Annotated in this window: 22 protein-coding genes; 9 read left to right on the forward strand and 13 right to left on the reverse strand. The window is 60.7% G+C overall.

All coding sequences use genetic code 11. From position 1 onward, the window contains the following. Nucleotides 1-7: 7 nt before the first annotated feature. Complete coding sequence (locus tag HAP47_RS13200) at nucleotides 8-2,818, reverse strand: ATP-binding protein (protein WP_173637877.1); 2,811 nt, start codon at nucleotides 2,816-2,818, stop codon at nucleotides 8-10. Nucleotides 2,819-3,193: 375 nt separating this feature from the next. Here HAP47_RS13200 and HAP47_RS13205 point away from each other — a divergent pair, with 375 nt between their 5' ends. From HAP47_RS13205 to HAP47_RS13225, 5 genes are all read left to right on the forward strand, one after another. Continuing rightward, entirely contained in the window at nucleotides 3,194-4,228 is a 1,035-nt protein-coding gene (locus HAP47_RS13205; RefSeq protein ID WP_173637876.1) for a DUF4331 family protein, read from the forward strand. Nucleotides 4,229-4,537: 309 nt separating this feature from the next. Next, nucleotides 4,538-5,641 carry an alpha/beta hydrolase gene (locus tag HAP47_RS13210; RefSeq protein ID WP_173637875.1) on the forward strand — a complete coding sequence of 368 codons (1,104 nt, stop codon included), beginning with the start codon at nucleotides 4,538-4,540 and terminating at the stop codon, nucleotides 5,639-5,641. A gap of 235 nt (nucleotides 5,642-5,876) precedes the next feature. Continuing rightward, nucleotides 5,877-6,671: a type 1 glutamine amidotransferase domain-containing protein gene (locus HAP47_RS13215; RefSeq protein ID WP_210285225.1), complete on the forward strand. Its 795-nt coding sequence runs from the start codon at nucleotides 5,877-5,879 to the stop codon at nucleotides 6,669-6,671. 144 nt (nucleotides 6,672-6,815) lie between these two features. Then, complete coding sequence (locus HAP47_RS13220) at nucleotides 6,816-7,709, forward strand: alpha/beta fold hydrolase (protein WP_173637873.1); 894 nt, start codon at nucleotides 6,816-6,818, stop codon at nucleotides 7,707-7,709. Nucleotides 7,710-7,867: 158 nt separating this feature from the next. Next, nucleotides 7,868-8,524: an SDR family NAD(P)-dependent oxidoreductase gene (locus tag HAP47_RS13225; RefSeq protein ID WP_173637872.1), complete on the forward strand. Its 657-nt coding sequence runs from the start codon at nucleotides 7,868-7,870 to the stop codon at nucleotides 8,522-8,524. Between the two features lie 397 nt (nucleotides 8,525-8,921). On the opposite strand, the gene HAP47_RS13230 is transcribed toward HAP47_RS13225, so the two are convergent. The 10 genes from HAP47_RS13230 to HAP47_RS13275 all read right to left on the reverse strand — a co-directional run bounded on the left by HAP47_RS13230 (nucleotide 8,922) and on the right by HAP47_RS13275 (nucleotide 19,844). Then, nucleotides 8,922-9,632, reverse strand: a complete 711-nt coding sequence (locus HAP47_RS13230) for an SDR family NAD(P)-dependent oxidoreductase (RefSeq protein ID WP_173637871.1) — start codon at nucleotides 9,630-9,632, stop codon at nucleotides 8,922-8,924. A 54-nt stretch (nucleotides 9,633-9,686) separates the two neighbouring features. After that, a complete protein-coding gene (locus tag HAP47_RS13235) occupies nucleotides 9,687-10,469 on the reverse strand; it encodes a 3-hydroxybutyrate dehydrogenase (protein ID WP_173637870.1) in 783 nt (260 codons plus the stop codon). Between the two features lie 32 nt (nucleotides 10,470-10,501). After that, nucleotides 10,502-10,966 carry a carboxymuconolactone decarboxylase family protein gene (locus HAP47_RS13240; RefSeq protein WP_173637869.1) on the reverse strand — a complete coding sequence of 155 codons (465 nt, stop codon included), beginning with the start codon at nucleotides 10,964-10,966 and terminating at the stop codon, nucleotides 10,502-10,504. A gap of 32 nt (nucleotides 10,967-10,998) precedes the next feature. Then, nucleotides 10,999-12,618, reverse strand: a complete 1,620-nt coding sequence (locus tag HAP47_RS13245) for an MDR family MFS transporter (protein WP_173637868.1) — start codon at nucleotides 12,616-12,618, stop codon at nucleotides 10,999-11,001. A 35-nt stretch (nucleotides 12,619-12,653) separates the two neighbouring features. Continuing rightward, nucleotides 12,654-13,802 (reverse strand): HlyD family secretion protein, encoded by a 1,149-nt coding sequence (locus HAP47_RS13250; RefSeq protein ID WP_173637867.1) that lies wholly within the window; start codon nucleotides 13,800-13,802, stop codon nucleotides 12,654-12,656. Between the two features lie 34 nt (nucleotides 13,803-13,836). Then, on the reverse strand, nucleotides 13,837-15,009 hold the full coding sequence (locus HAP47_RS13255) for a DUF3734 domain-containing protein (RefSeq protein WP_173637866.1): 1,173 nt from the start codon (nucleotides 15,007-15,009) through the stop codon (nucleotides 13,837-13,839). 118 nt (nucleotides 15,010-15,127) lie between these two features. Continuing rightward, complete coding sequence (locus tag HAP47_RS13260; RefSeq protein ID WP_371821808.1) at nucleotides 15,128-16,054, reverse strand: MBL fold metallo-hydrolase; 927 nt, start codon at nucleotides 16,052-16,054, stop codon at nucleotides 15,128-15,130. Nucleotides 16,055-16,162: 108 nt separating this feature from the next. Further along, on the reverse strand, nucleotides 16,163-17,365 hold the full coding sequence (locus tag HAP47_RS13265; RefSeq protein WP_173637865.1) for an NAD(P)/FAD-dependent oxidoreductase: 1,203 nt from the start codon (nucleotides 17,363-17,365) through the stop codon (nucleotides 16,163-16,165). A 506-nt stretch (nucleotides 17,366-17,871) separates the two neighbouring features. After that, complete coding sequence (locus HAP47_RS13270; protein ID WP_173637864.1) at nucleotides 17,872-18,825, reverse strand: helix-turn-helix transcriptional regulator; 954 nt, start codon at nucleotides 18,823-18,825, stop codon at nucleotides 17,872-17,874. Between the two features lie 50 nt (nucleotides 18,826-18,875). Then, nucleotides 18,876-19,844: a helix-turn-helix domain-containing protein gene (locus HAP47_RS13275; protein WP_173637863.1), complete on the reverse strand. Its 969-nt coding sequence runs from the start codon at nucleotides 19,842-19,844 to the stop codon at nucleotides 18,876-18,878. A 437-nt stretch (nucleotides 19,845-20,281) separates the two neighbouring features. On the opposite strand from HAP47_RS13275, the gene HAP47_RS13280 reads away from it, so the two are divergent. Then, a complete protein-coding gene (locus HAP47_RS13280) occupies nucleotides 20,282-21,211 on the forward strand; it encodes a helix-turn-helix domain-containing protein (RefSeq protein WP_173637862.1) in 930 nt (309 codons plus the stop codon). 216 nt (nucleotides 21,212-21,427) lie between these two features. After that, nucleotides 21,428-22,360: an AraC family transcriptional regulator gene (locus HAP47_RS13285; RefSeq protein ID WP_173637861.1), complete on the forward strand. Its 933-nt coding sequence runs from the start codon at nucleotides 21,428-21,430 to the stop codon at nucleotides 22,358-22,360. 29 nt (nucleotides 22,361-22,389) lie between these two features. On the opposite strand, the gene HAP47_RS13290 is transcribed toward HAP47_RS13285, so the two are convergent. Together HAP47_RS13290 and HAP47_RS13295 are read right to left on the reverse strand one after the other, a co-directional pair. Continuing rightward, nucleotides 22,390-23,316 (reverse strand): catalase, encoded by a 927-nt coding sequence (locus HAP47_RS13290; protein WP_173637860.1) that lies wholly within the window; start codon nucleotides 23,314-23,316, stop codon nucleotides 22,390-22,392. Between the two features lie 236 nt (nucleotides 23,317-23,552). Then, nucleotides 23,553-24,467: a LysR family transcriptional regulator gene (locus tag HAP47_RS13295; protein WP_173637859.1), complete on the reverse strand. Its 915-nt coding sequence runs from the start codon at nucleotides 24,465-24,467 to the stop codon at nucleotides 23,553-23,555. A 298-nt stretch (nucleotides 24,468-24,765) separates the two neighbouring features. Between HAP47_RS13295 and HAP47_RS13300 the strand changes: the two genes are divergently transcribed. Both HAP47_RS13300 and HAP47_RS13305 read left to right on the forward strand, forming a co-directional pair. Beyond that, on the forward strand, nucleotides 24,766-25,323 hold the full coding sequence (locus HAP47_RS13300) for a flavin reductase family protein (RefSeq protein ID WP_173637858.1): 558 nt from the start codon (nucleotides 24,766-24,768) through the stop codon (nucleotides 25,321-25,323). Beyond that, the gene (locus tag HAP47_RS13305) at nucleotides 25,320-25,730 is read left to right on the forward strand and encodes a nuclear transport factor 2 family protein (protein WP_173637857.1); all 411 of its coding nucleotides are present in this window, start codon (nucleotides 25,320-25,322) and stop codon (nucleotides 25,728-25,730) included. The genes HAP47_RS13300 and HAP47_RS13305 overlap by 4 nt, the downstream gene beginning before the upstream one ends. Nucleotides 25,731-25,746 lie beyond the last annotated feature (16 nt).

Consider the following 25,746-nt stretch of genomic DNA (forward strand, 5'->3'; position numbering starts at 1 on the left):
GCTCCGATCAGGTGGCGGATTGAGGAGAGCGGCTTAACGCCGCTCGTAGACCTGACCGGGTCGTGATGCCGAGCTTCGGAAAGATCCGGTACAGGTGCGAGCCGACGGTCCGGTGGGACAAATAAAGTCGTGTGCCGATTTCCTTGTTCGAAAGTCCGCTGGCCGCGAGTTCCGCAATTTGCAGTTCCTGGGGCGTCAGCTCGTCGAGCACGAGGTTCGCCCGGGGGCGGCTCGTTTCGCCTGCAGCGCGCAATTCCCGTCTTGCCCGATCGCTCCAGGGCAGGGCTCCCAGCGCATCGAGGATGTCGCGCGCCGTTCGCAGAGGCGCGCGCGCCTCCATGACGCGTCGATGACGCCGTAACCATTCGCCATAAGCCAGCAGCAATCGCCCGCGCAAAAACGGCCAGTTCTGCGCGATGGTGCCGAGACCCTCCTGAAAGAACGCCTCCGCGCGGGCCGGTGAGGCAAGCAGGGCCTTGCCGTGGGAGAGCATCATCCGGACCCACGGCACGGCCATGGGCGCCGCACGTCGCTCAACCTCATCGATGACCGCGGCGGCCGCGGCTCCCTGGCCGCATGACACGGCAGCCTCGACGTAGTCAACGAGCCAATAAAACTGCAAGCTGGTGTTGAACGCGGGATCCGCGGGCATGTGCACGCGCTGCAGGTGTTCGAAAGCCTCAGCGGGCCGGCCGGCCCCGAGTGCGGCAATACCGCGTGCATTCTGCAACATTGCCAGCCAAAAACTGGCGCCCGGCAACCGCACCAGCCGCTCCGCGTGCCCCACGAGAGCCTCCGCGGCATCGAGATTGCCCCGCATCGCAGCGAGTCTCGCTTGCACGATTGTCGCCGCGGAGACCCAGGCCGTTCGACCCGTTTCCTCACCCAACCGTATCGACTCCGCGGAACTCTTTATTGCGCCCATCCAGTCGCCTGTCTCGGTCTCTGCGAAGCTTCGCGCGAACAGCACCCGTGCCAGCGCTCCGAGCCGTCCCTGCTCACGCAATGCCGTACTCGCCTCGGTCAGCCAACTGACGCCGTAGTCGAACGCGCCGATCGAATTGGCCGCGAGACCCAGAGTCCACGCCGCCACCGGGTTCGCAACACCTGCAGGGGCGTGCGCCGAAAGCTGCTGATACACATGATGCCCGTGCTTTAGCGGTTCGGCATAGCCAGCGATAGCGATCATGCGCGGATCGGTCGGTGGAAATCCCAGCTCACTCGCGGCCGCAAGGATACTAGTGCGCACTGTGTCGCTCGCATTGCCCCACCAGCAGCGCTGACTAGCACGCCACAGCAGATTGAGCGCCAGGCCGTTGGCGCCGTCAGCGCGCGCATCCTCGGCAAAGCGGACCAGTGCGAAAATCCCTCCAGGGTCGTTGACCATCAGAGGCTGGCCGATCTCGCGGACCCAGGCGAACCGCGCCCGCAGGCGCGGCTGCGTCTGATCCAGGTCCGCCTCGCGTATCAAACGCTCCACCGTTTGCGGCTGCCCGAGGTCGGCGGCAAACCCGGCCGCGCGCAGCAGCCGTTCGGTTCTTGCCACGCGCGTGCTGCTCAGTCGCGCCGCATTCTCCAGCGCGAGTATTGCCATCGCCAGGGCGCCGCGACGTTGCGATCGCGCGGCAGCTTCGTCGAGCTCCTCGGCCAGAGTATCGTCGGGTCCGACGGTCGACGCCATCCGATGCCAAATTGCACGATCGGATTGGTCCTTGATGACGCGGGCCAGTGCAGCACGGACATCGTGGCGCATCTCTGGGCCCGCTGACTGATGCACCGCTGAACGAACGAGAGGGTGCCGAAATCGTACTTCAGTCTCGTCAATCTCGATCAGCATCGCCGACACCGCCGGCGCGAGGACGTCAAGCCCGACGCACTCGCCAAGCAGCACTTCGCCCGCGTCAAATACCTCGCGCAGCAATCTGCTGTCGTTCTCTGCGATCACGAGCAACAGTGTGCGGGTGGCTGTCGGAAGACCCGAGACCCTGCTCAGGAAGGCGCGCTCCAGGCGATCGGTAAGCGGCAGCCATGGCGTCTCGCCGATCTTCGACCTGCGCTCACCGCGCGGCAACTCAACCAACGCGAGCGGATTGCCTGCCGCTTCGTCCAGAAAACGATGACGCAGATCCAGCGAGAGATCGGGCGCCTCGGCGTCGAGCAGGCGTTCGGCCGCGGCCATGCTGAGCCTTGACAGTCGATGCCGCAACCCGTCCGAATACGGAAAAGACCGGTCCGAGCCTTCCCGAATCGCCATCAAGAGAACGATTGGATCGGAGCTCAGTCGGCGGGAGAGGAACGCGAGTACGTCATTGCTGGGCTGGTCGAGCCATTGGATGTCGTCCGCGAGCAGCAGGATGGGTCTGCGCGCAGCACTCGCGGTCAGAAGATTGAGCGTCGCCAGACCGCTGAGGAATATGTCCGGCGCAGTCGCAGCATCGCTCAGGCCGAAGGCGGCCTGCAAAGCCGAGCGCTGGCGCGCCGGCAGCGATTTCGCCTCCTTCAGCATCGGTCCAACGGCCTGGTGGAGCGCCCCAAAGGGCAGATGCGCCTCGGATGTCACGCCGCAGAGGCGGAGTACGCGCATTCCATGCGATTGAGCGCGAGCCTGCGCAACCTCAAGCAATGCCGTTTTTCCAATGCCCGGCTCGCCACTGACAAGCAGTGCGGCGCCGCCGTCACGGACACGGTCGAGCAGCCCGTCAATAATGGCAATATCGTCCTCGCGCCCATAGAGAACAGGTGACGCGGCGCGCCCACGATTTCCACTATCTTGTTGCCGTCGCTCTGACCGAGGCGCCTTTATCGGGCGTCTTGTCATCAACGTCTCCCTGGACTCAGAATTGTGAAGCAGCACTGGAAGACTAAGGCACAAGGCGCAGATCTGCTCTCACCAGCGCATCCTGCCATGCGAGGTCGTCAGTTTTCCACCAAAAGCATTTGTGTCGCGCTTCCGCACTTGATCGCCACCGATCGTCTAGGCTGGTTCTTCAGCACGAAATTGGCATGCACGAGAGTATCCCGGATGGCCAGATCTTCTACTCCAATGGAACGATCCTGACGAGACCGTGCGAATCTCAAAATCCGGCACTTCAATTTGAAATCCTCTAGGCGAAGACGGGCAGAGGTTCGACCCGACACAATACCGGCCGAAGCGTCCGCGTTGAAGCGCACTGTACGATGAAGGAAGGAGATCATGTCCCACCACCTCGATTCGCCGCTTGCGCGCCAGGACATCCGGCTCGACATTACCGATCTCTACCTGTTCCGGGGTGAGATCGGCACGGTCTTCGTGATCAATGTCTGCCACTCGATCGCCGGCCCCGTTCCTGTCCCGGGCTATCATCCGGAAGGCATGTACGAGTTCAAGGTCGATAGCGACGGCGATGCGGTCGAGGATGTGACCTATCGCATAACATTCGACGCGCGCGACGAGCGCGGCGATCAAGCGTATGTCCTTCGCTGCCTCAGGGGGGCAAACGCCGCCGATCCTGGTGCTGCCGGCACGGTCGTCGCGCGCGGAACGACGGGCGAGATGGTCACGACCTCAGAGGGGGTGCGCATCTGGGCCGGCCAAGCTGGCGATCCCTTCTGGATCGAGCCCGAGGTGCTTCACGCCGTGGGACATGCGTTCCAAGACGGTACCCCGGTCAATCTTGCCGGATGGGATCCGAACCAAGCTCGGAATCTGTTCGCCGGCCACACGGTCTATTCCATCGTGCTGGAGGTGCCAGACACAGTGCTGCTCGCTGACGCGCCCGGCCGCCGCCGCATCGGCGTCTGGGGCGTGGCCACGCTCGCCACCGACGCGGGCGGATGGCGTTCGATTAATCGGGTGGGCCTGCCAATGATCCACCCGCTCTTCACCCAATACAATGAGGTGCTCGGCAACCGGCTCAATGCCGATTGCCCAGCCGACGACTTCGCGACCTATGGCGAAATTGTCGCCAAAGCGATCGCCGCTGTGGTGGCCGCCTCTGGCACCGCCGAGAGCCCGAACGCCTATGCCGAAATGGTCGTCCAACGCCTTTTCCCGAACATTCTTCCGTATGTCGTCGGAACGTCAGCAGTGTTCGGATTCGCTGATTGGAATGGGCGGTCGCTCATAGACAACGCGCCCGACGTCATGTTTTCGATGGCGGCGAATACGCCCATCCGACTCGGCATCGGCAAAGAATCGGTTACATCCAAACCGTCGTCAACCTTCCCATACGTTCCAAAGGTCGGTTGACTTCCCCCCACGTGTGCATTGGTCTCGAACCGTCCGTCATCGGATCAGTCATTTGACAGAAGCGGGCCCGCCGCCTTCTGAGCTACTTCCAGCGCGTCCGCCCCACAGAGAAAGCGACCATAAAGAATTTAGTGGCCCGCAGCTCTCAGCAGAGGAGCAACGTCCAGCGCGCAACCGGCGATGCAATTGGCTCTGATAAATCGAAATGCGATCACTAAAAAATCGCGCGCGTATTCGAAATATCACCTCCGGACGGACAGCTAAGGTTCTCGCGCAAGACCAATGATGGTTGTTAAGAAGGGGTTTTCGATGGCTCGACTCAAGTATCTGCTGATTGGGACATGTATGCTGCCTGTCCTGGCGATGACGAACGCGTTCGCCCAGGATGAGGGCAACGCAAAAGCTCCCTTCAAGCCCAAAGCGTGCTCGGAGCACGTGATACCGGCAACATCAGATATCGCTGACGACCTTGAAATAGGGCCGGCCGTCCGAAAATTCCTCGTCAAGCTTAACAAGAACTCCTCCCCATTCTGGGAGCTACCGCAGCCCAAGCCGCAGGACATTCTGACGGCGTTACAGAACGAGACCAAGGTCGATATGTCCGGTGTCACTACCAGCGAACAGTTGCTCACGGTCGATGGCCGTGACGTCAAGCTGTTCGTTATGAAGCCGGACCACATGGATGGACACCCTGGCGTCATCCTGTTTCTGCACGGCGGCGTCTGGATCGTTGGGGATTTCGAGAACCATAAACGTCTCGTGCGCGACATTGTTGTCGAGTCCGGACAGCCAGCGGTCTTCCTGCAATATACTACCCTGCCGGAGGCCAAGTACCCCGTTCAACTGAATCAGGCTTACGCTGCTCTTGAATGGACAGCCAAACATGCCGAAGAACTCGGTGCTGATCCAAACCGCATTGCGGTCGCTGGTAATTCGGTCGGCGGCGACATGACCGCCGCGCTCACGCTCATGGCTAAGGATCGGAAGGGACCAAAGATCAGTTATCAGGCGCTATTGTGGCCGGCCACGGACGCTGGTGTCGACACCTGTTCCTATGAGAGGTTTGCCAACAATCGCTTTTTGACCCGGGGCTTCATGAAGTATGGCTGGGATCTCTATGCTCCCACCAAGGCCGAACGGGACAATCCCTATGTTTCACCGTTGCGCGCCAGTCTGGACCACCTCAACGGACTTCCGCCAGCCCTGGTGGTCACGGACGAGAACGATGTTCTGCGCGACGAAGGCGAGGCCTACGCGCATCGTCTTCAGGACGCCGGCGTGCCCACGGTCTCCACGCGCTACGACGGCACGATCCACGACTTTGGGCTGCTGAATGCGCTTGCCGACCTTCCGACTACTAAGGCGATGATACTGCAGGTCGCAAATGGCATCCGCGATCACATCGGGCATTGAAATAGGGCAGGGAAGCGAGGCGGGTAGCTCCGCTTCGCGCTCCTGATCTACGTTGTCGGGAGACGCCGCAGCGCCGCAAGGTCGACCTCGCGCCGTGTCTTGTAGTGCGAGCACTCGATCTCAAGCCACGGGTGGCCAAACGCTTCCCGTCGAAAGGACTCTCGCCGTGAGCCCCATTCTACTACCGATCCCCAGCCGCGATTTCGACCCCACGGAAGTCGCGGTTAGCTGGAAAATGCTGACCCAGCACGGTCATCAGGTCGTTTTCGCGACTCCCGACGGCAAGCCTGGCGCCTGCGACCCGATCATGCTCTCCGGTATCGGTCTCGACCCCTGGAGTGGCATCCCCGTGCTTCGCAATATCCGTGTCCTGGGCCTCCTGCTGGGCGCTAATGCCGATGCCCGGAAGGCGTATACCGAGATGCTACTCGATCCGGCCTTCAAGAGCCCGACGCGCTGGGACCGGGTCGAGTCAAGGGACTTCGACGCTCTGCTGCTCGGCGGTGGACACCGGGCGCGCGGCATGCGCGAATATCTCGAAAGCATTGTTCTTCAGCGGATCACCGCCGAGTTCTTCGCCGACGAAAAGCCGGTGGCCGCGATCTGTCATGGCGTGCTGCTCGCCGCCCGCAGCAAGCGGGTCGACGGCCGATCCGTGCTCTATGGAAGAAAGACCACAGCGCTGCCTTGGGCACTGGAACGCAAGGGCAGCGCTCTCGCTCATGTCGGACGTTTCTGGGACAGCGACTATTATCGCACTTACACTGAGGCGGCGGGGCAACCCGAAGGATACATGTCCGTGCAGCAGGAGGTTACCCGCGCACTCGCGAGTTCTGCGGATTTCATCGACGTTCCCGAGAGCGATCCCGACTTCAAGCGAAAGACAAGCGGCACGGCACGCGACGCGTTGAAGAACGATCGTCCTGCCTGGGTGGTGCGGGATGACTATTATGTCTCGGCGCGCTGGCCCGGCGACACCCATAGCTTTGCCCGCACATTCGCCGAGGTACTCGAGGCGAAGGCAGCGTGACCGATCACGATGCGCGGAGCAGACCTGCCGACCGGCGGCATTTACCCGTCCGAGCAGCACATTTAACCGCGGCGGTCCCTGGCGAAGGATCACGATGATGCGCTGCCGTCAACTCAACTTCAGACATAACGAACGAGAACGATCATGGTTTGTCAAAATGAGTTCGACTATACGCTCGGCTGGTGCCCCGATCAGAAGCCGGAGTTTCTGTCGTTAACCCCGGCTGGTCCAAAGGTTCGCTATTTGCAGGCCGGCCAGGGTCCGGCGCTGGTGCTGCTGCATTCAATCCGTACACAGCTCGACTTGTTTCAACGGGTGATCCCAAAGCTCACGGATCAGTTTACCGTATACGCGTTCGACTATCCGGGATTTGGCTGGTCGGAGATCGTTCCGGGCGCCGACTATCGAGAACCGGCGATGCGAGAGCATGTCGTTGATTTCTTCGAACGGCTCGACTTGCGCGACGTCACTCTGGCTGGCGAATCGCTGGGTGCCACATTGGCATTGACGACGGCAGCGATGCTTGGAGATCGCGTGAAACAGGTCGTCGCCTTCAATTCCTACGACTATTTGCCTGGCGTGGAGCGGGCGAACGTTCTCGCGTCGGTCATTATTAAAATCGTGCGAGCCCCCCTCATCGGGCCGATTTTCGCCGCTATGGAGAGCCGGGCAAGTCTGGCCGGCATCCTGAACGGCGGCTTCCACGACCCGCGCAGTTTGCCGGCGGACTTCATCGACGAGTTGGTGAAGGGCGGCAAACGGCTGGGCTATTCGAACGTTGCGCGTGACGTTTATAAAGGCCTTGCGAGCTACGTCGCGGCGAGATCGTACTACGCTCGGATCGACGTCCCAGTGACGCTTGTCTATGGCGATCATGATTGGTCACGCCCGGCCGAGCGCGAAGCGAACCGCGCCCGGATCAAGCGGGCAAAGATGATTGTCCTCAAGGACACCGGACATATCGTTTCGCTGGAGAGTCCAGAGGAATTCTCCCGAATTCTTATTGAGACCCTATCAACAGCCCGCTCCGCCGCTTGAGGTGGAATCGGCGATGCGCGCCTAGCAGAGCGCGAAGCAACCTGTTGGTCAGAGGGCATTTCGATTCACTGGTCGCGTTGAAGCGTGCATCTCGAGCGCTTCCGGATGTCGACCGAAGATGAACACGTGGGGTTATCCCATTGTCGAGGAGGTAGATCATGAAGACGTTTCTTAGCATTGGCACTGGTCCGGGTATGGGCCTGGCGACAGCCGAGCGGTTTGCCGGCGAAGGATTCCGGGTCATCTTGAGCGCTCGGAACGAGACCAAGACAAAGGAGCTTGCGGGGCAGCTCGAGGCGAAGGGCCATCAGGTCGGAGCGCGCACGGTCGATGCGGCTGAGCCGTCGAGCGTCGCAGCGCTCGTATCGCAGGTTGAAAGCGAATTCGCCGGAATAGATGTTCTGCACTTCAATGCGGCCGCGCTGCGAAAGGCCACGTTGGCAGATCAGCCGCGCGATACGTTCAACTATGATCTCGCCGTTAATGTCGGTGGCGCAATGGTCGCTGCGCAGGCTGCGGCGCCCCACATGATCGCACGCGGCTCAGGCTCCATCCTGTTCACGGGCGGCGGATTCGGCCTTCGGCCACACCCGGATTTTCTCTCTCTGAGCATCGGTAAGGCAGGTATTCGCGCGCTGGCGCGAGGCATCTTCGAGCCGTTCCGGGAAAAAGGCGTCCACGTCGCGACCGTTACGGTCGCAGGCCTCGTCATGAACAGCAATGACGCCAATGCCGTCGCCGAACAGTTCTGGCAACTGCACAGCCAGCCTGCCGGTTCATGGCAGGTTGAGACCGTATATACGCCCGCCGGCTGAAAACCGGGAAACGGCTGACCGGCCCCGGCATGCCGATCAGCCCCTGGAAAAGGAGTTCCCTCATGACTTCCTCCCCCTCCAGCATCACTTTTCGACAACCGCAGAATTTGAATCAGGCGCTCTTCGAGCCGCCGGAACGCGTTGTGACCGGGTGCTCGGCCATAATTCTCGACAAGTTACTCAGCTCCGATCACTCGGCAGTCTACTAATTCCATAATCTCGCGTACGCGAACGGTGATCGCCGGAAATCTTTCCATTGCGGTCTCACATTCAGATACGCTCGGGACGTTCGCCGGCAACCAGGCTGAGTGCTTGTGCGTCCCGGTCGCCCATCGCGGATTTGCAAGGGCGCCAAAGCGCGCTCTCGAGCGGCGACCCGCATGACAATGCTCCTGCCCTAGAGCCCGGCGCTCTGTCCACCGTCGACATGCAGGATCTCGCCGGTGGTGAAATTGGCGCCTTCGAGATACATCACCGCGTCGACCACGTCGCGCACTTCGCCCATCCGTCCGACAGGATGCAGCTTGGCAAGGAAGTCGTACGTTTCTGGCGCATGCATTGGCGTCTTGACCGCGCCAGGTGCCACAGCATTGACGCGGATACCGCGGCTCGCATATTCGACTGCGAGTGACTTCGTTGCGGCGTTTAAACCACCCTTCGTCAGGGCCGCCAGCGCCGACGGCGCCTGGCTATTTGCGTTCTCGTCGAGGCTGCTGGTGATCTGCACGATGTGCCCGGCTCGCCGCTTCAGCATTTCCGCGACGGCGCGATGGGTGATATGGAAAAAGCCGCTGAGATTGATCGCCAACATGTTGGCGTAATCTTCAACCGTGTATTCGGTGAATGGCTTCCCGATAAAGATACCGACATTGTTGATCAGCGTATCGATGCGGCCGAAGCGCTCGATTGCCTGCGACATGATGCGTTCTGCCGTCTTGGCATCGGCGATATCGCCGGCAACGGCCAGGATGCTCGGATCAGACGATGGCCTGATCGAACGGGAATTCGCGACGACGCGATAGTCGCGATCGCGATATGCCCTGACAAGCGCTTCGCCGATACCTTGCGACGCACCCGTGATGATAGCGACTCTCTGCTCTGCAGCCATGATAGGCCTCCATGCTCTATGCTAGGGATGGGCGCTGCTGCGGCGCTCGCATCGTTATTGCGCGGTCCAGCCGCCGTCGACCGGGATCGCCGTACCTGTAATCTGGTCTGCCGCTGGAGAGCAAAGGAAGGCCACAGTGCCGCCCAGCTGCGAAGGAGAGACGAAACCCAGAGACGGCTGCTTCTCAGCCAGAATTGCCTCGGCGGCTTGCTTCTGGCTGATCTGCTTTCGCGCCGCGATGTCGCTTATCTGCTTATCGACCAGTGGCGTTCGCACCCAGCCCGGGCAGACCGCATTGCAGGTGACGCCGCTGCCGGCCGTCTCCAGGCCGACCACCTTGGTGAGTCCAACCAGCCCATGCTTGGCCGCAACGTAGGCGGCCTTGTGGGTGGACGCCACGAGGCCGTGGGTCGAGGCGATGTTGACGATCCGCCCCCAACGTTGCTTTCTCATCTGAGGAACTGCGGCGGCAATAGCGTGAAACGCGGCAGACAGATTGATGGCAAGGATTGCATTCCACTTCGCGACAGGAAATTCCTCCACAGGCGCGGTGAACTGGATGCCGGCATTGTTCACCAGGATGTCGAGGTGCCCGAATTTCTCGACCGTCCCGGCGATCAAACCGCGCACGGCCTCTGCCTTTGCCATGTCGGCGCCATCGTAGACGACACGCACGCCGTGCTCACGTCCGATACCGCTGCGGATCGCCTCGATCTCCGCGGTATCGCCGAAGCCGTTCAACACCAGGTCGGCACCAAGCCCGGCCAATTCTTTCGCGATACCCAGTCCGATACCGCTGGTCGATCCGGTGACGATTGCGACTTTTCCCTTCAACATGGGAATTCCTTTCGCTGATTGAGACGGGAAAATCAGGCAGCCGTCGCCGGCTTTGCCTTCACGGGGGGCACCGCGCGAAAGGCTATCGAGAGCCGGTTCCAGGCGTTGATGGTTCCGATCAGAATCGTCAGGTTCGTCGCCTCGGCTTCGGAGAAGTGCCTGCGGAGCTCCTCGTAGATATCGTCAGGCGCGTGCGTCTCGGCGATCAAGGTCAGCGCCTCGGTCCAGGCCAGCGCGGCGCGTTCGCGATCAGTATAGAGCGGAGCCTCCCGCCAGGCGTCGAGAAGATAGAGCCGCTGTTCTGTTTCGCCGTGCTTGCGTGCATCCTGCGTGTGCATGTTGATGCAGAAGGCACAACCGTTGATCTGCGAGGCGCGGGTCCGGACGAGCTCGATCAGCGACAATTCGAGCCCAGACGTCTGGATTTGGACTTCGACGGCGGTGAGTGCTTTGATGGTCTCGGGTGCGGCCCGATAGAAATTCATGCGGGGTTTCATGGTCGTTCTCCTTTCGGGGTTGAAGATGGTCGTCAGTGGGCGCCGCCGCCGTCGAGGCGGTCGGGCCTTGTGAGCATGAGCGCTGCGCCCAGAGCGATGAGTTGCGAGACGCCGAGCAGATAGAACGTGTCGCTGAAGCCGAGGATGAAGGCTTGCTTCTGGATGATCTTTGCAATCGCGACGTAGGCACGGTGAATAGCGTCGACGCGGTCGATTACGCCATGGCTTATGAAATACTGCGTAAGTTGATCGAGCCGAGCGCGGGTCGCTTGCTCAAACATCGTGACCTGCTGCGAAAGCAGATTGGAGTGGAATTGTTCGCGTTTGGTAAGCAGCGTCTGCAGTGCGGCGATTCCGATCGCGCCGCCAAGGTTGCGCATCATATTGAACAGGGCGGATGCAGACCCGGCGTTCTCTTGCTCGATCCCGGAGGTCGCGACGGCAGAGAGCGGCGCGAAGCACAAGGCCTGGCCGATCGCACGGACGACGTTCGGCCAGAACAACTGATCGGCAGCGTAGTCGTTGGTCATGTAGATGTTCATGAAGTTGGAGGCCGCGAACAGCGCAAAGCCGATGCCGATGATGAGGCGTGGGTCGATGCGTTTCATCAGGTGCGGCACCAGCGGGATCAGCAGGAGCTGCGGCAAGCCGGTCCATGCTAGCACCATACCGATCTGCTCCGAATTGTAGCCCTGGATACGGGACAGATAGACAGGCAGGATATAGACCGAGCCATAAAGCGCGACGCCGAGCAGAAAGTTCGCGAGCACGCCGAAGCCGAAATTGCGACGGAGCAGAATGCGCAGGTTCAGCAGCGGCTTGTTCGTGGTCAGCTCGATCACGAGGAACAGCGTCAGTGCGACCGCAGCGATCACCGCGAGCCGCACAATGAAGGGCGAACCGAACCAGTCGTCTTTGTTGCCTTCTTCCAGCACCGTCTGAAGTGCGGCCAGCCCGATCGTCATCGTGATGATGCCGCTCCAGTCACCTTCGCGCAGCAGCGAGAGGTTCACAGGCTTCGCTTCCAGCGAAACGTAAAGCATGGCGATCATCACCGCCCCGGGCGCGACGTTGACGTAGAAGACGTATTGCCACCCGAAATTCTCGGTGAGATAGCCGCCGATGGTTGGACCGATTGCTGGTGCGAACGTCGCGGAGATCGCGAACATCGCGAGCCCGATCGGCTGTTTTGCCTTCGGCAAGAGCGTGATGATCAGCGTGAACGCCATCGGAATCAGCACGCCACCGGTGAAGCCTTGAACGGCGCGTAGCGCGATCATTTGCGGTAAGTCTTGCGCCATCGCGCAGGCCGCCGAGAACACGAGGAACAGGAACGCGTTAACGAGCAAATAGATGCGCACGGAGAAAACCTGGGCAAGCCAGCCGCTGAGCGGGATCACTACGATCTCGGCAATCAGGTATGAGGTCGAGATCCAACCGCCGTCATCCAGGCCCGCACCGATCCCGCCTTGGATGTCGGCCAGCGAGGCATTGACAATCTGGATGTTGAGCACGGCCATAAATGCGCCCAGTGTGGCTCCGCTTACCGCAAGCCAGGTCTTTGCGGTGACGGCAGGAGACACCGGCGCTCCGGAGGACGGCAGATGTTCGCCGGCTGGAATGCCTTCGAAGGTGGCTTGCCGCGTGGTCATGGTTATTTCCTCGGGTGCGCCGGAAAACGGATTGCTCAGCTCCGGGGGCTATCGCCCCGCAGGGCCAGCTGCCCTGCGGCTTTGCGCTCGGCGACAACGGTCGACTTGGTGTTGACGGTCGGTACCGCCGACATGCCGGGGCGCAGCAGGCCGCTCAGGCTCCTATCGTCGAGTACGATTTTGACGGGGACGCGCTGAACGATCTTGGTAAAGTTACCGGTGGCGTTGTCGGGCGGCAGCAGCGCAAATTCCAGGCCGCTCGCAGGCGACAGGCTGTCGACATGCCCCTTCAGCCTGGTCGAATGGAAGCTGTCGACGCGCAGCTCGACGGGCTGGCCATTGCGCATAGAGGTGAGCTGGGTTTCTTTAAAATTGGCAACCACGTAAACCTGATCGAGGGGAACGACGGCCATCAGCTGCGTACCTGCCTGCACATATTGGCCGACCCGTAACGTTCGTGCGCCCACGGTGCCGTCGACGGGCGCGGTGATCCGGGTGTAGGACAGATTTAGTGCGGCCTGCTGCTCAATCGCGCGGGCATGTTCAAGTTGCGCGACGGCTTGCGCGCGTTGGGTCGAGAGCACCTCGACGGTTTTGTTGGCCGCGGACAATCCTGCCTTGCCCTGCTGCAGCTGCGCAGTTTGCGCGCGCAACGCCGCGTCTGTCTGCTGTGCGCGTTGAATTGTGCCTGCGCCCGTCTTCATGAGGTCGTCGTAGCGTGCGCGCTCCTGCTGTGCGAATTTCAGGTTGGCCTCGGCCGCTTCGACCTGGGCGGCCTGTTGTTGAATGATCGGCTGCTGCAGTTCTATCTGCGCGTCGAGGTTGCGGATGGCGGCCTCGGAGGCGGCGACGTCCGCCTTGGCCTGGTCCACCGCGGTCTTGAAATCGCGATCGTCTATCCGCGCAAGGAGCTGGCCAGCCGTCACCGGCTGGTTGTCGGCAACCAGCACATCGGCGATGTAGCCGGAAACCTTCGGAGCGACGATCGTGGAGTCAGCCTTCACATAGGCGTCGTCGGTCGTCTGCAAATAGCGGCCGGTCGTGATGTAGTAGCGGGCGAAAGCAGCCGCGCTGGCGACGCCGAGCATTGCGGCGAAGGCGATCGCCGATCGTCTGAATGCCTGCCTGGATGTGCGAAGGCCGGTCTTGGTGTTTTGTTCGGGAGCGTAGGTGAGGGTGGACATGGCTTTCTCCGATGTCTGCAGGCGGCGCGGAAGGTCAATCGGGACGATGAACATCATGGGTGACGATGCCGAGCTCGTGGCTTGGGGGGTCGAGGCGACGCGGGTCGGCCAGCGTGCGGCGGATGTCGTCAAGCCCGCTCTGCCAATGCGCGCGCATCGCGTTCCGGCCGAACTCGTAGTCCTTTGACTGGCTCTCGAAGACCTTGGATTGGTAGATCAGATGGACGATGTTGTAGGCGCGGTGGCGGGCCATATCCGCGATCGCGCCGATTTCCGGATCCTGCCTTGCACTTGCCGGCAGGCGTTCGAGCGTGCGTTGCAACGCCCGACGCATTTTCTGCATCCTCAGCACCTGATCCGTGATGGCGCGCGTCCGGCTCGAATATTGAATGTCCTTCTGTCGGCTCGACAACTCCATCAAGTCGCTGGGAACACGACCCCTGGCCGACCAGAGATCGACCTGGAATGTCAGCGTGTCACGTGGTTCGCCGGTCAGTACGCGTGAAAGGGGCGTGTTCCAGACTACGCCGCCGTCCCAATAATGCTCGCCGTCAATCTCGACGGCGGGGAATCCGGGCGGCAACGCGCCAGACGCCATGAAATGCTTCGGCCCCAGCCGGCGCTCGGCGGTGTCAAAATACGTCAGATTGCCAGTACGGACGTTGACTGCACCAACGCTGACGCGCATCTCACCCGAGTTTAGGCGATCAAAATCAACCAGCCGCTCCAGCGTCTGCTTCAACGGTGTAGTGTCGTAGAAGCTCGTCGCGGCATCGCCTGCGAAGGGCGACCAGAGCGGCGAGGGGAAGCGCGGCTTGAAGAAGCCGGGTTGACCCTGAAACAAGGCCCTCATCGCTGCAAACGTGTTGTGGATCGAGCGGAAATCGAAAGCAAACGGCAGGCCGTCGGCCAGCCCTTCGCCGGCGGGCCATTCTACCGGGCAAGCACAGATGGTTTCCCAGAACTCGCGTAGTCGTGTTATTCGTTCGGCCTCTGGGGCGCCTGCGATGATCGCGGCATTGAGCGCTCCGATCGAAATGCCAGCTAGCCAATTGGGCCGGATACCGGCCTCATGGAGACCTTCATAGACCCCGGCCTGGTAGGCGCCCAGAGCTCCGCCGCCCTGCAGCACCAGAGCGACGACGTCGTATGGCAGCGGCTTCGTCTGCTGCACTTGACTAGTCTGCTCGCGCATCACTTTCAGCATGTTCAAACTCCGTTGCAGCCAATGCGTCAGCCGCCTCTTCGGTGACCTGTTTGCCGGGGCGCGAACGCATCTTCGCAGCGACGTTCGCGCCCTCGTTTCGCTGCAAGCCGAGCAGCGGTCAGTAGTCCCAGAAGGCCGGCACGAAGCGGAAGGCGTCGCCATCGACTGCGACCCGGCCTATGGAGGGGAACGGCATGTGAGTGGCCACCAGCAACTCGCCGGTCTCGGCAAGCTCCCGTAACAGCTGGACGCGAACCCGCGTCGCTTCCTCGGGGTCGTGCTCGAAACCGTTGTGCCAGTCGGGGTGGTCGAACCCGACCGCAAACACGGCGTCGCCGGCGAACATCAGCCGCTCCCCGCCGGACGCCACGTGAACCACGCTGTGACCGGGTGTGTGGCCGCCCGTGCGAGACACCACAACTCCCGGCGCCACCTCGTGCTCGTTGTCGAATTGCCGGAGCTGGGCGCGGTACTCCTGCGCGAAGCGCTTGGCGGTGGCGCGAAGCGCGTCCGGGAATCCCTGCGGCATGGCGGTGCGGGAGAAATCGGGCGCCTCCCAGAACCTGACCTCAGCGGCCGCCACGTGGATCTGCAAGTCCGGACGCAACCGCTCCTTGACGCCGTCGGCAAGCAAGCCGCCGACGTGGTCCATGTGCATGTGGGTCAGCACCACGTCGGTCACGGACGTGAGATCGATGCCCACGGCCTCGAGGCGCCGGATCAACTGACCCGCCCGTGGCAGGTGCAGATTCGGGTCGGATCCGAGGCCGGCGTCGATGAGGATCGTTTTGTCGCCGCTGCGCACGACGACCGCATTGAGCGCCCAGTCGAAAGCGTCTGACGGCAGGAACATATCATCCAGCCAGGCCGTTCGAACCGACGAGGCGACGTTATGTGCCAGCATCGTGGCTGGGAGTGGGAGCACCCCATCGCTGACGACGAGCACCTCGATCTCGCCGACCTTCAGCGCGTAACGCGATGGCACCAGTTCTTCAGGCTCAGTCTTGCCAAGATGTGAAGGGTTGCCCGGGGCGGGTTTGGTCATCTGTTTCACAGTCATTGTGGTCTCCTGTTTCGTGGTGAAGTTTCACATCGGGTGGTGCTTGAGCAGACCGCGCACGTCGAGGAGCGCGGCCGTCTTCGCTTGAGGCAACTAGAGATTCACCACCTGCTCCGGATCTGCTGAAGCGAGAGCTGCAGCGCGCTCGGCTTTCGGCGGATAGATCCAGACGGTGTTGATCTGGCGCTTGGTCTTCTTGGCTTCGTCGCCGACGATTTCGAGCTTGCGCTCCCATCCGCGCGTAAACAGCGCGCCGGCCTCGCCAAGGTCGAGACAGGTAACGTAGACTTTTTGGTGATAAGGTTTGGTCGGCTTGCCCAGCAGATCGGCGGCGGCGTTGTGGCCGGCGAAGGCGCCCATGCGGGTCGCATGCTGGCACGACATCAGTGCGTAGTTGCCGGCATCGTCGCATGCCGCACGTGCAGCGTCGCCGGTGGCAAAGACGCCAGCCACCCCCGGAACGCGCAAGTCACGATCGACCAGCAGTCGGCCGAACCTGTCCCGCTCGCCCGGGATCTCCGCGGCTAACGGAGCGGCACGGATGCCCGCCGCCCAAACCACGGTCGCCGCTTCAATGCGCTCGCCGTCGGACAGCGTGACACCGCCTTCGTCGAGTGATGCGACGTCGGTAGCGACCCGCGTTTCGATCCCCAGCCTGCGCAGTGCGTTCTCAATGACCGGACGGGAATCCGAGCCCATGTTCGGTGCGACCGCGGCGTTCCTTTCGACGATGATGATGCGCGGCTTGGCATTCTTGCCGAGGATCGCACGTAGTCGCGCCGGCATCTCGGTAGCAGCCTCGATGCCGGTGAAACCGCCCCCGGCGACGACTACGGTATCGCGGCCGCTGCTGGCCGGCCGGCCTGCCAGGCCATGCAGATGCTTGTCGAGCGCAATGGCATCGTCGAGTTGGTCAACGCTGAAACCGTGCGCGGAAAGGCCGGGAATGTCCGGGCGGAACAGCCGGCTGCCGGTGGCCACGACCAGACGGTCGTAGGAGAGCTCATTAGTGCCCGTTGCGGTCGTAATGGTCACGGTGCGGGACTTCGTGTCGACCGTCCCCGCGCTGCCCCGCACATAGGTGACGTCGATGGCGTTCAGCACATCCGAGAGCGGCGCCGTCAGGGTCTCTGGCTTTGGTTCATAGAGCCGCGGACGAATCACGAGTGCGGGCTCCGGCGCGACCAACACGATCTCGAACGTATCGGACGAAACGCCGTGGATATCGCGCAGGCGGGCGGCGGAAAGTGCGGCATACATACCGGCGAAGCCGGCGCCGATGATGACAAGTCTCATGTGAATACTCCTGTGGTTTGGTTCTTCCGGGCATGCGCCCGCCATCACCGCAGTTTGCGGCAAGCGTTCTGCAGACAATGATGGCGCGAAGACGTGAGACGAAATCGGTAGTCTAGGGCGAGAGACAGCCTGCGACCGGTGGCGTTCGCCGCGGATATTCGCCGCGCAGCAAGATTGGCCGAGGGGCGCTCGGGATCCATTCAGCGTAGGGGAGTTGGGCGCTGTCCCTTGTCACGATGGACATCCCTGGATTGGGGTTCTGCAGGGACTGCGGTGGAATTTCGACCTCATCACCGGTTGCCGATGTGAAGCGAACTGCCAGGGAAAGTCCGTACACGATTGTGGTCGCGACGATCCTTCGTCGTGGTTCGAAAGAGGGGAGGCTCACGAAGCGCTTCCAGATCATTGTCCGTCTCCGTCTAATGGATCGTGGGCACCCTGTTTCTCTAGCGGGTCAAACCTGAAACTGCGCCAGAGAGATTGACGTCTTTGAAGAGAGATTGCGGTTAGCGCATGCGTCGTCGCCAATCGCTCGGTGTTTCTCCGGTGAGAGTCCTGAACGCTGCGGTGAATGCCGTTTGAGAAGCATAGCCAAGCTCCGCGGCCACCGTCGCGATCGCCGCGTCGGTATCGCGGAGCAAGTTCATCGCCCGCTCGAGCCGCTGTTGACGTAGCCAAGCATGGGGAGAAAGCCCCGTACTTTCCTTGAAGGCGCGACAAAAATGAAAACGAGACAGGCCGGCGTCGGTGGCGAGAGCCGCAAGAGAGACGTCAGCATCACTGTCCGAACCCAAGCGCTCGATCGCTCGTCGCAGTGCATGGGGAGAAAGTCCGCCAGTGATCGGCCCGAATGCGGTTGACACGTCGGCGTGCTCAGCGAGAATACGCGTCGCCACAGTGTCGGTCAGTTGCTGTCTCAACAGCGCGTCTATTGCCGCATTGCCCTCCAGCAAATCCGCAGCGCTTATCAGCAACGAGGATGTGAGGGCGTCTGGATGTCCCGTGCGCTCCCGGAGATCGCCGGGAGCAGAAACTTCGGCTTCGCGAGCAACGCGTTCGAGGGTCACGTGCGGGAGATAGAGTTGGATGACATCCACAAAGCCGGGAATATCCCATCTGGCTCGCGAACCCGCCGGAATAATCGTCACAACACCCGATCGCGCCGTCCCAACAGCAACCGATTTTCCGGACCGTCGCTCGAGGCGTTGAACGCCCGTTGGGTAGGTCATGATAACGTGGTCGGCCATGGGCTCAACCACGTCGTGCAGGGCTCCATGATTCCAATGCGCGATGGAGCCATTGGAAGGGTCGGAAGCTATTTGGAGTGGCGATGTCTTCAGGACACGCGCCATCTCCGCGTCGGCGGGATGGAGATCGCCGACAGGGAGATTGTTCGACCGCGCGTCGGAAGGACGTGGCTGGAGCGCCTGCAAATGATCGTGCACGACCGGAATGTTCATGGAGCTGTCCTCGGGATCGGAAGACACTTACTTGCTCTCAAGCGAATGTATTAGCGCACGTGACGCCGCCAATCGGCGGGCGTCTCGCCGGTCAGTCGTCTAAAGGCTGCGGCAAAGGCCGTCTGCGAGGCATAGCCTAGTTCCGCCGCGACCAAAGCGATCGATGCGTCGGTGCCCCGAAGGATGTTCATGGCCCGCCCGAGACGGTGCTGCCTCAGCCAAGCGTGAGGTGTAAGCCCAGTGCTTTCTTTGAAGGCGCGGCAGAAGTGGAAGCGGGATATGCCCGCATCTGAAGCAAGCGCATCAAGGGATACGTCCGCATCGCTATCCGAGCGCAAGCGTTCGATGGCGCGAGCCAGAACTTTCGGCGAAAGCCCACCGCCTGTTGGTTGAAATTTGGTTCTCGAGCTGGTGTGAGTAGCCAAAAGACGCAGGGCTAGCAGGTCTGCCAGTTGATGTCTGAATAGCCTATCAAGAGCCCCATGGCCCTCGAGAGCTCCATGGCCGTCCAGCACACCAGCCGCGCTCAAGAGTAATCGGGAAGTGACCGGATCCGGATGTCCTGTTCGCTCCAGGAGATCACTGGGTGTGCCTGTGGTAGCTTCTTCGGCAACGCGCTTGAGTGTTGCGTGTGGGAGATAAAGTTGAACGACATCAACGGGCTTCGGAATGTCCCATCGCGAGCTCGATCCTTCCGGAATGATGATCACAGCGCCGCGACGGAACGTTCCAATCTCAACTGATTTGCCTGACTGCCGCTCCACGCGCTGTGTCAAGCCGTTATAGGCCATGATGACATGGTGGCTCATAGGTTCGACGACGTCATGCAACGGGTCATGCTTCCAATGCGCAATCCCGGCGCCAGAAGAATCCAAAGCCATGCGGAATGGCGTCGTCCCGAGCACGCGCGCCATTTCCGCGTCGGCGGCGCGATAGTCGCGGCTGAGTGACTCTCGCTGATGTAGCTCAGACGAGGCCGGTGAGGACTCTGGGGCATCGTGCTGGATCGGCTGGCTCATTGGCTTGTGCTCGTATCGGAGGCCATGCGCACGCGCTGCCGGCTCGGCTTTCATGTGCTCACGCGAAGTCGCCGCCTTGTGTTTGCTCGTAGGAAGTGCCGGTAAATGCTGCGAGCGTTCGCTGAGCGTTCTAGGCGCGGAGAACTACGGCTTCTTTCCTAAAACGGAGGTGTTTTGCCAAATTCTGCCTGAGGCGTCGCTTGCCTAACGTCCTTGTGATCAGCGGCCGTAGACTTTAGGTCAGCCTCGCTGATAGATTTTGTCCTCGATCTCGCCGCGAGTATTGAAATAACTGCGAAAAATGTCGCGTCGTAAAGCGGTCATAATGGCCGTTCGCGTCGCTGCAAATCTAGACCGCAGCGTGCCGATCCCTGATAATTGCGGACGCGGCGATTGAGAACCGCCTGCCCTGACCCCTTGCGATGAGACTGACCTCCATGACTCAGGCTGGCACCTTCGGACAGAGGGTCAGGCAGTACCTGCACCTGAAAGACGTGCCAAGCTCGTTGGTAACCCGCTCAACGCGCGGGATTGATCTTGCGGCCAGCGAGACGCGGAATGATAACCCTTTGCCTGGTCTCTCGGGCTCGATGGAAGACGAGGCTTATATCGTCAGCCTGAAACTTCATGACTATCCGGAGTGCGAACTCTGGAAGCACGGCAAGTGCGTAACGAAGGCGGATGTCAAGGCCGGTACAACATGGCTGTACGATCTCAGACAGGATCCGCGCTATGTCATCGACAAGCCGTTCCATTCAATCCAGTTTTACCTGCCGCGTTCGGCGCTCGACCGTGTTGCTGAAGAAGCGGGCGCGACACGCGCGGATGACCTTGCCTGTCAGTTCGGTACCGGTCATGACGACGACGTGATGCGCCATGTAGGGGCGTCGCTGCTGCAGGCGCTGCGTCGACCAGATGAAGCGAACCAACTTTTCATTGATCACATGATGCTCGCGTTCGGCGCGCATATCGCGCACGCCTATGGTGGACTGCAGCGCGTCACCCGATCGGCTCGCGGCAGCCTTGCGCCTTGGCAGGTAAAGCGAGCTTGTGAAAGGTTAGACTCCGATCTGGGCGGGAAACTTTCGCTGCAACAAATCGCGGCTGAGTTTGGCCTTTCGGTCGGCCATTTCTCGCGTGCCTTTCGCGGTTCCACCGGTCTGCCGCCGCATCAATGGCTGCTTCGCCAGCGTCTGAAGGCTGCGATGCAGTTGATGACAGTGCGTGAGCTGCCATTGGCCGAGATCGCGATATCGGCCGGCTTTGCCAACCAAAGTCACTTTACGCGGGTGTTTACGGCCACGGTCGGGATCAGCCCGGGCGTGTGGCGCCGCGAAAAGCTCGGCGTGTCTGGAGGGGATAGGTGATTCCGGCCAATGCGACGACTGCGGGTTGTTTGCCAAAACGGCTGTGTTTTGCCTGATCCTGCTTTAATCTCTATTTGCGCGACGTCTTGTGATGAGTGGCCCGCGGGGCGCTAGGTCAGCATCGTTGATCGATGTCTTTCGCGCAATCGGGTAATGAGCTACGCGCGGGCAAGCGAGAGGCGCCTGGCTCAGCTACCAGCGATGAGACCGACCTACATGACACAGAGGGGTTTTTACGGTCAGAACGTCAGGCGGTTCTTGCACCTGGAGCATGAACCACCCTCGTTGATCACGCGTTCGCTGCGCAATACCGAGATAGCCGTCACTGAAACCCGGGATGATGCCCCCGTCCAGTGCCTTTCCGGCGGGATGGTCCTTGAGGATTCCTATGTTGTCAGCCTAAAGCTTAACGATTACCCCAGTTGCGAGCTCTGGGCTCGCGGCAAGTGCGTCACCAAGGCCGATATCCGAGCCGGCGCAACTTATTTGTACGACATGAAGATCGATCCACGATTCGTCATCAACAAGCCGTTCCACTCCCTCCATTTCTATCTCCCGCGTTCAGCGCTGGACGGCATCGCCGAGCAGTCCCGCGCGCCGCGGGTTGGTGATCTTCCCTGTCAGTTCGGCGTCGGCCATGACGACCCGGTCATCCGTCATATCGGTGGGGCACTCCTGCCGGCACTGCGTCGGCCGACCGAGACCAATCGCCTCTTCATCGATTACACGCTGCTCGCATTTACCGCACACGTCACGCAGACCTATGGCGGAATGCATCGTAGAGCCGAACTCGTCCGCGGCGGTCTCGCGCCCTGGCAGGTGAAACGCGCGTGCGAAAAACTGGATTCCGACCTCGGTGGAAAGCTTCCATTGCAACAAATCGCGACCGAGTTTGACCTCTCGGTCAGCCATTTTTCGCGGGCATTTCGAATGTCCACCGGCCTGCCGCCGCACCGGTGGCTGCTCCGCCAACGTGTCGAGGTGGCCCAACAACTGATGACGGTGCGCGAGCTGCCCCTATCCGAAATCGCGATATCGGCCGGCTTTGCCAATCAAAGTCATTTCACGCGGGTGTTTACGGCCGTGGTCGGGATCAGCCCGGGAGCGTGGCGCCGCGAAAAGCTCGGCATGGCCGAAGCGGAAATGTGAGTCTTGACAATGCGAGGTGGCTCGCCCGATCAGCGACGCATCTTCAGCGAGATGACGTAGGCGACGGCGCGCGCCGCAAATATCTCGTCGCGCGGGTGACCGATACCTTCGGCGAGACTTGCCGGATCAAAGATTGAGCCATCGCAGGCTTCGTTCGGTTCGATGCCGGTGATTACGATCGTCCCGAGCCGCACGGCTTCGCGATGGTCCTCATCGGGCCATCGGACAGTCAGGTCCATGGTTGGGTCGCCGGGGCGGTCGAGCAACGCCAGCACGCTGAATCGAACGTTGCCTGTCGCAACCCGCTGTTCGAGCTCGTCGTGCAGGAAGTCGACGGCTTTCGCCTTAGCTTCCGGTCCCGTCAGCGTCACGTCACCGCCGACCGGCGCGATCTTGAATTTGATGAGCCGTGTCTCGTCCATCGCATTGGTGGCGGGAAAGCAATGCACGCCCCAATAGGTCGTGCTGGCAAAACTCGCCGGCAGTGGCCGCGCGACGATGTAGTTAACTTGGTGCAGCGTTTCGGGATTAGCAGCAGAGAACGTACGAATTCTTTCCCGATCCAGCTTACCATCGGGGCCCGGAACGCGTACTTCGTGGAACGCCATCATCTGCTCAAGCGTCCGAGCATAGTGGACGGGACAATCTTGTGCGAGGATGTCTGAGCGATGGTTGCTGTCGCCGAGTCTGAAGCTAAAGCCGCGCGGCACGAGATTCTCGGTATCCGCCACATTGGGATTGCCGCCACCGATCGAGAAGCGCGCCAACACGCGTGATGGTCTTGTGAAGCTCCGCGATTTAGTAATTTCCTCCGCCTGATTTGACGGAATGTAGGTGCCATGGACGCATTGGCCTTTGGCAAAGCTCGCGCGTGCTTTTGGCGGATCGCCGGCGGCCGCTTTAAGCGCGTCAACAATCGCGGCGGGCGAAGCAGCACCCCTCGGGAACTCGGACATGGCGACCTTGGTTCGAAAGCCGGTAATCGTAATGGTCTACCTGCCCGACCGTGCCCACGCGCCTGAGGGATTGCCCTGATTGCAGAGCAATTGCTGCTAATGGATAAGTCTTTGCAAGAATTCAAGAATCGCCCGTATTAATAGGTAAATTCTTAGGCTCGGGCGGCTGCTTGACGCAAGCGCATAGTGCCGCCGTCCTGCCCACGGATCGGTGCGGAGCCGCAGGATGTTTAGGTTTAGCTCATTTCTTTGGCCACCGATGAAAGCTTTTCGCGCAGCCACTTATGTCCTGGGTCGGTCGTATGGCGGGGGTGCCAGTACATGGCCTCATGAATATCTGGGAGGGCGTGCGGAGGCGCGAGCAGTTTAATCTGCAATGTCGCGGCTATCTTTTTCGCGGCCCGCTCTAGGACGAGACTCACCAATCGAGTCCCCTGAATTAGAAATGGATTAAGCAGAAAGCTTTCAACTGTCACCTGTATGCGGCGAGCTATACCTGCGTTTGCTAGATGCTGGTCGGCGAGGTTCAGTTGCCTGTGAGTACCGATCCCGTAAACGAGGTGGGGCAACTGAAGAAATTGTTCTTCAGTAAGCACATCATCGGCGATGTCAGGATGCTCAGCATCGACCGCGCAAAGCCAGCGATCGCTCAGCAGCGCACAGCTCGGGTATTCATTTGAACCGAAAAGTTCGGTCGGCTCGATAACGATGTCGGCTTGATTGGTCTGCAAAACGCGCGTGGCGTCTCGCGCGCGGGGCAGTAGATGTATGGTCACATTCGGAGCCTCGTTCGCAATCATTTGGACGAGCGGAGTCAAAAGGACCAATCCTGCATAGTCGGATGCGCTAATGGAGAATGTTCTGGCATCGCTTGCGGGATTGAAACTCGGACGCCGCAGCAGAGTCTGTTCGATCTTATTCAGCGAATCTTTTAGTGGGACGATCAGCTCTTCCGCATTTCGCGTCAGGACCAAATCTCGGCCGGCGCGAACGAGTAGCGGATCACCGAAGATGTCGCGAAGCCGGGCAAGTGCGGCGCTCATCGCCGATTGACTGAGCCCGATACGTTCCCCAGCTCGACTGACGTTTCGTTCGGTGAGGAGAGCATCAAGGATCACAAGGAGATTTAGATCGATGTTTCGCAGGTTCATCGCAGTCCCCCAATGAAAGGGGCGAGCCTAGCAAACTGGACGATAACGCACCACGCAAATGCGAAGTCGCCGATCGCGACTGACGGTGCGGCATTCGCCCGAGCTGAAGAGCAATGTGTGCAGTGTCCTGCTTATTCGTTCATCGATTGACGCGTTTCCGGGCATCCCATCCTGTCGCTGCATCGCAGCAGCCCAGTGATCGACGCCACGGATAGTTGGGATTTCAAATATCGATTAGATTTTGACCCCGACGCCACCTAGCCTCTTCGACAGAAGAATTGTCGCAACGAGGCGCGCGATGAAGAGAGTGAAAGTCGGAGGAATGGCCACCAGATGTTCGTCTTCGCAAACTGAAGTGGATGCGAATGCGTTTCGGGCGGCGATGCGTCACTTTGTCGGCAGTGTGAGTGTCGTAACTACCTGGCACGACGGCAGACCATGGGGAATGACGATTAATTCGTTCACCTCGATCTGCATGGATCCCCCCACGATTCTGGTCTGTCTAAACAGCAAGACTGTTACTGCAGCCGACGTTCGCGATTTCGGTCGGTTCGCCGTCAATCTTCTCAGTCAGGACCAACGTCATCTTTCGGAGCTCTGCTCGCGTCCGAATGGCGACAAGTACGTCGATGAACATGTTTTGCCGGCAGAGAGAGTGTTGGGAGCGAACGGGATACCGAAGGTGCGAGATGCGTCGGTGGTTTTCACATGCCGGACAGTCGAGCAATTGATCGTTGGCAGCCATCTCGTTGCGATCGCCGCAATCGAGAGCATTGATGCTCCGAGCCGTCGCCCGCCATTGCTCTACGGGCATGGTCGTTACATGCACAGTATCGATTTGGAGGTGCGAGCATGAGGTTGTCGGTCGAATTAGCCCCGATCGGGATCGCAAAGAAGCTCTACGCTGCTTATGACAATCATGATCCCGATACGATCCGTGAGTTGTATCGCGAGGACGCGACGCACGATGAAGTGTCTCAACTGCGTACGAAGCGCGGGGTCGATGAAATCGTGTCCGGAATGCAGAAGCTGTTTTCATGGCTGCCCGATGTTCGCTGGGAAGTAAAGGCGATGGTTGGTGGGGAAGATGGAGCGGTCGCGACCTTCTATACCATGCACGCGACAGCGCCGCGCAAAGACAGCATTCAGCTGGCCAAGGCCATTTCCCTGCGAGGTGTTCAACTCGTCAAGATCGAGGGCGGCTTGATACGCCGCAGCGAAGACTACTGGGACGCTGCAACGCTTCAGCGACAACTTTCCTGACAACCCCCAAGGAGGA

It is taken from the genome of Bradyrhizobium sp. 41S5 (assembly GCF_011516665.3).
Classification (GTDB): domain Bacteria; phylum Pseudomonadota; class Alphaproteobacteria; order Rhizobiales; family Xanthobacteraceae; genus Bradyrhizobium; species Bradyrhizobium quebecense.